This window comes from Corynebacterium sp. 122RC1 (genome assembly GCF_024580955.1).
Classification (GTDB): Bacteria; Actinomycetota; Actinomycetes; order Mycobacteriales; family Mycobacteriaceae; genus Corynebacterium; species Corynebacterium kozikiae.
This window is the reverse complement of sequence record NZ_JANIKD010000057.1, coordinates 1-536: the sequence shown is the minus strand read 5'-3', so window position 1 is coordinate 536 and position 536 is coordinate 1. Positions and strand designations below refer to the sequence as shown.

Annotated in this window: 1 protein-coding gene and 1 rRNA gene; both read left to right on the top strand. The window is 49.6% G+C overall.

Annotated features, from left to right (window positions below; translation table 11 throughout):
• Window positions 1–118 (top strand): 16S ribosomal RNA (locus NQ050_RS11035); the annotation flags it as partial.
• Between the two features lie 208 nt (window positions 119–326).
• A partial coding sequence (locus NQ050_RS11030) for a hypothetical protein (RefSeq protein ID WP_257039389.1) occupies window positions 327–536 on the top strand: 210 nt, incomplete at its 3' end.

Here is a 536-nt window from a genome sequence, read left to right as displayed (position 1 = left end):
CCCGAAGCCCATGGCCTAACCCCTTTGTGGGAGGGAGTGGTCGAAGGTGGGATCGGCGATTGGGACGAAGTCGTAACAAGGTAGCCGTACCGGAAGGTGCGGCTGGATCACCTCCTTTCTAAGGAGCATTACTTTTAATTATTTTTGAATCCGGGTGGAGCAACACCACACAACCTTTTGTCTGGTCACCGTTTGGTGGTGGTTGGGGGTTGTGAACACAACAAAAGAAACCAAAGAAGAAACAAACTGCTGCATGCATGCTTGTGTGTGTTGTGTGGTGGTGGGTGCGAGAACATGGTGTGTTGGCATGCTGTTGGGTGTCTGGGATGATCACGTTTTTTCAGGCGCACAAATTGGGTTCATGGATGACTGTGTATGACACGGTTGTGTGTGGGTTTGTTGTGTGGTCTGGTGGTGTCCTTGATTGTGTTGCTTGGTTTGCTGCGGTACGTGCATGTGTTTGTGTGTGTTGTGGTGGCCTGGTGGTGTTGTGTGAGAACTGTATAGTGGACGCGAGTATCTTTATTCTTTATTCT